Genomic DNA, 4,245 nt, shown 5'->3' on the forward strand with positions numbered 1-4,245 from the left:
CCGGCAGGTGCCATGAGGAGAACCTCATCCACGGCCCGGACCGAATCGGCACTCGAGCCCATCCCCGGCGGGAGCACGCTCAGGCCCTGGTCGCGGATGAACCGAACCGCGTCGCCCCTCACTACGACAACGCGTTTTTTTGGCGTGAAGAGTTTGCAGGCCTCGGGCCGGGGCACCGGCTCCCATGTACGTTTGTCCGGGAAGTACCGGATGATGCCCGCAACACCGCCGCCAGCGATCACCTCTTCCATCCTGTCCTGGTCGGGAACCTTGTTCAACAACGCGAGGTGCCCTTCAGGAATGAGCGGGGCACCGAAATGATCAGTATAGATGCTATTAATGAGCGCAATATCTTCCGGAAATGCCGGCCGTGCATCACCCGGCGGGGTGACCGGGACCTCACGGGTTTCAGCACCACAGTCGCAGCGCTTTGCCATGACCGGTGTGTGGCAGGTATCGCACCAGCGGAGCAGGATCCTGCCAAGATAGGATGGACGCATTTCTCTCTCATCATACGTCTTCCGGCAATAAAAACCCACGAGGCGGGCAGGAAGGGATTATCGATAAATACCCTCCTTTCCCATCCATATGATAGATATGATCGATACCTGGCTCCTTGCCTCAGCCTGCCTTGCCCTCCTCACGCTGGGGGCGCTCTTCCGCGTTGTCCGTACAAAGAGCCGGAACGACCGGTTCCTTGCAGCACTGGTCGCTGTCACGGTCGGTTCCGCAGCCGGTCTCGCGCTCAGTATCTCCCAGGGTACCTTGTTTATTCTCGATATCACCATCGTCCTTGCCCTGCTCTGTTTTACTGCCCTCGTCGCGGCAGCACGGTATACCGGGGGTGATGTGTCATGAGTTCATTCGTATTCGACAGTGCAATCTGGATCCTTCTCTTTGGATCGTTCGTATTCGGCGTGCTCGGGTTCTTCGGGCTCTTGATCTTCCCGGATATCCGGAGCCGGATGTTCACGGCATCGCGGGCAAGCCTGATTGCTGCGGGGCTCGTGATCGTGTCCGTCTTCCTCTACGGCATCAATGCCTACCAGGAGACCGGGCAGGAGATCTATCTCGCACTCCTTGCCCACACGGCCCTTCTCGCTCTCGTTCTCGGTGCCGGTACCGTTGTTGTGACACGGATCCTCAAGGATACCGTTACTGAAACGGTCCCACCGCTCGACGCAAAAAAGTGAACTGCCTGCACAAGCAACGGGCATTTTCCCCACGAATTTTTCCCCCTGTTTTCTCAACAGTAGATCAGGGTTTTCTGGATTTTGACATACACGAAAAGAGTATTATTCCGGTTCTTCCTCCCGGATCTCTTCCGGTTCAAGAAAACAGAGCACGCCGGCAATACCAAGAATGATCACGGCCGGCATATAGAGGAAGAGGAGGTTCAATGACCCGGCGATCGGGACCGAGAGAGTGATGAACACCGCGGCAAAGACGAGCATCCACCCGGCAAACCGCGTCTCCTTGTTAGCGATGGCGGCACCCATCAGGCCGAGGCTGGAGAACAATGCGGTCTGGACTCCGGAGAGGGTTTGATCGCTGCTCATCGCCGAGAGGATCACGTACACGGCGATGAGGATACCACAAATCCCCCCGATGAGACCCAGGATGAACTGTTTCTTCATAAGAGTAGCGTTGCTCTGGAGCGGAATAAAGGTTGCCCCCAGGCGTTTTTGCGGGCCCCATGCGGCCCCCGTTTCAAAAATGCGGCACCCCGCACCTATAAAATGCGCGTTCCTCCCCGTGAAACCGGCCGTTTTTCACCCCCCTGAATCGTTCATAAGTCCGCGGATCGGAAAACGAAGCCCTTTGCATAGGTTTGCGCAATTTCTGATGTATTACTCTGATATACTCTTTTTTTGGAGAAATGAGCATTTTTTTTTGGGTAAAAGTGCTGGTTTATGGTGATTCTATGCCCAAAAACGCCATTGCGACCAAAATATTTATTAGCGGGCAAAATAACAAAAAATATAACCCTTTCCGGTAGGAGGTGGATACCAACATGGCAGCAGCAAAGAAGGCGGCAGCTAAGAAGACGCCGGCAAAGAAGGCCCCAGCAAAGAAGGCGGCAGCTAAGAAGAAGTAATCTTGGCACACAACACTACACCTTTTTTTTGGATTCGTTTTCAGGAATTTCTCTCTGTGGACGCACATGCGTTCAGTACAGTCCGCCTTTACGAACACGCAATCCTGACAAGAGTATTCCTTCCTTCGTCTCCGTCAATGGCAGAACCGGGAATCGTTCCGGGCAAGATCGCAGGCACGGAGGGCACTCGATTCCTTGTCCTTGATCTCCAGCATGATGTCACGATCAAAGGGACGTGAGTGTTGGAGAAACGCGGAAAAATCTTCCGGGTCGATATGGTCGGCATGGCTGCCCGGCCGTTTGCCGGGGTGCTGCGAGCTGTAGTCCACCATCGGGACCCCGTCGGACTTCTTCCAGGTGTTCCCGGTCAGCTGCAGGGCATCTTCCATCGCCTCCCCCGCATTGTTGCACGCATGATGGAAAACATCGAACAGGACCGGAATGCCGGTCTGTTCGTGGACTGAAAGGCAGTCTGGCGCAGTGAACCGGTTGTCATCATTCTCGATAACAAGACGCCGGAGGATTGCCGGATCGAGTTGTTCACAGGTCCGGGCAAACCGGACGAGGCTCGCCTCCTTGTCCCCATACACACCGCCAATATGGAGCTGGATCTTCGCTGTCCTGTCAAGGCCCATCGCGTCCAGCACGCCCGCGTGGTACGCGAGCTCGGCAATGCTCCGGTCCACAACACCCTTATTCGGAGCATTCAGGACAATAAACTGGTCCGGGTGCATCGATATCCGGATTCCGCTTTTCGTGATGAATTCACCGATCTCCGCAAATTCGTTGTTGAAGTGTTCCTGCCAGCGGAAAGTGCAAACCGGGTGGGACGCGAATGGGACCAAATCGGATGTGATACGGAAGAACAGGATATCGTGCTCTGCATTCCAGAGAAGGATCCGTTTCAGGCAGGCGAGGTTTTCCGCAACGGTTGAGATCAGCCGCTCCTCAGAGTACGATGCCAGCCGGAATGTTTTGTTGGCACTGCACCCGATACTCCGGTTGATACAGGGATACCCGATCCGCATGATGGTATGAGGGCTGCTCACCCGGGTTTACGGGTTCAGCAGCACAATCGTGGCATTCAGAATGGTTGCAAAGCTCACCCACGCGATATAGGGGATGAGGAAGTACGCCGCACTCTTCCGCACGCGGTAAAACGTCATGATGGTTGCAAGGATCAGCCACCAGAGAATGATTATGTCAAGGAGCCCGAGGAGGGGGGACTGCATGCCAAAGAAGAGGAACGACCAGAGGATATTGAAGACGAACTGGATGCAGAAGACAGAGAGGGCGAACCTCACTTCCGGTTCTTTAATGCCCCGCTCCCAGATAAGATATGCGGCAATACCCATCAGGATAAAGAGCAGGGTCCACATGGGGCCGAAGATCCAGTTCGGGGGCTGGAACACGGGTTTGACCAGCAGGGAGTACCATGATGCGGGGCCCGTGATCGTGACCAGCGAACCGATACTCCCGGCAACAACAGAGGCGAGCACAAAGGCAAGCAGAGCTACTGGTGATTTGATTGAGATCCGGTTGCTATGTTCCATAACCATTCATTCCCGGTTTTCTGATTTATGAGTTTAGTTCGTGCCACGAACCGCCACGGTTGCCGTTCACCTTCGGTCAACAAACCGTTTCGGCCGGCCGGGCAGGCGGGATAGTTCAAGGCCTTTCGGGGGAACAAAGTTGAACCCGATCTCGAACAGGTTCTCCTCCTGTTTCTTCTGGAGCGATGGTTTCCACGAGTAGAACGACTTTCTGAACCGTTCAGAAACCCCCTCGCGGTCGCAGCTGGAGAGGTCTTTGCATTCCATGCTCACCCGGAGCAGGGTTTTTTCCTGGTCGTCGCCCGCGTACAGGAACGCCTCGTACTCTCCCGTGAGATATTCCATGTTCTCACGCTGGAACACGCCGCGTTCCACATCCACCCGGTTCATGGGTGTGCCATGGGCCCAGAACGTCTCCTCCTCCCGCTGGGGGGTGTAGATTTGCATATGGGTCCTTCCGCAGCCACCCTTCCCGCGGCTGATGACAACAGTCCGTTCTACAGTGTCACAGTGGATTCGCAGCATCCCGCCCTCTCCCCCCACCCGCAGCCAGTTCGCTGGCAGGCACCGCCAGCCCCTCCCTTCCTACCGCAC

6 protein-coding genes and 1 pseudogene are annotated in these 4,245 nt (G+C 55.7%); 2 read left to right on the forward strand and 5 right to left on the reverse strand.

Annotated features, from left to right (window positions below; all coding sequences use genetic code 11):
- A pseudogene (locus tag CW742_RS07945) lies at positions 1-500 on the reverse strand (phosphoadenosine phosphosulfate reductase); the annotation flags it as partial.
- A 97-nt stretch (positions 501-597) separates the two neighbouring features.
- Here CW742_RS07945 and CW742_RS07950 point away from each other — a divergent pair.
- The gene (locus CW742_RS07950) at positions 598-858 is read left to right on the forward strand and encodes a monovalent cation/H+ antiporter complex subunit F (RefSeq protein ID WP_292418843.1); all 261 of its coding nucleotides are present in this window, start codon (positions 598-600) and stop codon (positions 856-858) included.
- Positions 855-1,193: a monovalent cation/H(+) antiporter subunit G gene (locus CW742_RS07955; RefSeq protein WP_292418846.1), complete on the forward strand. Its 339-nt coding sequence runs from the start codon at positions 855-857 to the stop codon at positions 1,191-1,193. Before CW742_RS07950 ends, CW742_RS07955 begins: the two co-directional genes overlap by 4 nt.
- A 102-nt stretch (positions 1,194-1,295) precedes the next feature.
- Here the strand turns inward: CW742_RS07955 and CW742_RS07960 are convergent, their stop codons facing one another.
- The 4 genes from CW742_RS07960 to CW742_RS07975 all read right to left on the reverse strand — a co-directional run bounded on the left by CW742_RS07960 (position 1,296) and on the right by CW742_RS07975 (position 4,176).
- A complete protein-coding gene (locus tag CW742_RS07960; RefSeq protein ID WP_292418847.1) occupies positions 1,296-1,637 on the reverse strand; it encodes a hypothetical protein in 342 nt (113 codons plus the stop codon).
- Positions 1,638-2,232: 595 nt separating this feature from the next.
- Positions 2,233-3,147 (reverse strand): UV DNA damage repair endonuclease UvsE, encoded by a 915-nt coding sequence (uvsE, locus tag CW742_RS07965; protein WP_292418850.1) that lies wholly within the window; start codon positions 3,145-3,147, stop codon positions 2,233-2,235.
- 6 nt (positions 3,148-3,153) lie between these two features.
- Complete coding sequence (locus tag CW742_RS07970; protein WP_292418853.1) at positions 3,154-3,651, reverse strand: TspO/MBR family protein; 498 nt, start codon at positions 3,649-3,651, stop codon at positions 3,154-3,156.
- A gap of 66 nt (positions 3,652-3,717) precedes the next feature.
- A complete protein-coding gene (locus tag CW742_RS07975; RefSeq protein WP_292418856.1) occupies positions 3,718-4,176 on the reverse strand; it encodes a hypothetical protein in 459 nt (152 codons plus the stop codon).
- Positions 4,177-4,245 lie beyond the last annotated feature (69 nt).

It is taken from the genome of Methanoregula sp. (assembly GCF_002835825.1).
In the GTDB taxonomy this organism is placed as follows: Archaea; Halobacteriota; Methanomicrobia; order Methanomicrobiales; family Methanospirillaceae; genus Methanoregula.

What these genes read in the sequence shown, in the direction of transcription:
- CW742_RS07975 (WP_292418856.1), bottom strand. Translation starts at nt 4,176, where the DNA reads ATGCTGCGAATCCACTGTGACACTGTAGAACGGACTGTTGTCATCAGC.
- CW742_RS07970 (WP_292418853.1), bottom strand. Translation starts at nt 3,651, where the DNA reads ATGGAACATAGCAACCGGATCTCAATCAAATCACCAGTAGCTCTGCTT.
- CW742_RS07960 (WP_292418847.1), bottom strand. Translation starts at nt 1,637, where the DNA reads ATGAAGAAACAGTTCATCCTGGGTCTCATCGGGGGGATTTGTGGTATC.
- CW742_RS07955 (WP_292418846.1), top strand. Translation starts at nt 855, where the DNA reads ATGAGTTCATTCGTATTCGACAGTGCAATCTGGATCCTTCTCTTTGGA.
- CW742_RS07950 (WP_292418843.1), top strand. Translation starts at nt 598, where the DNA reads ATGATCGATACCTGGCTCCTTGCCTCAGCCTGCCTTGCCCTCCTCACG.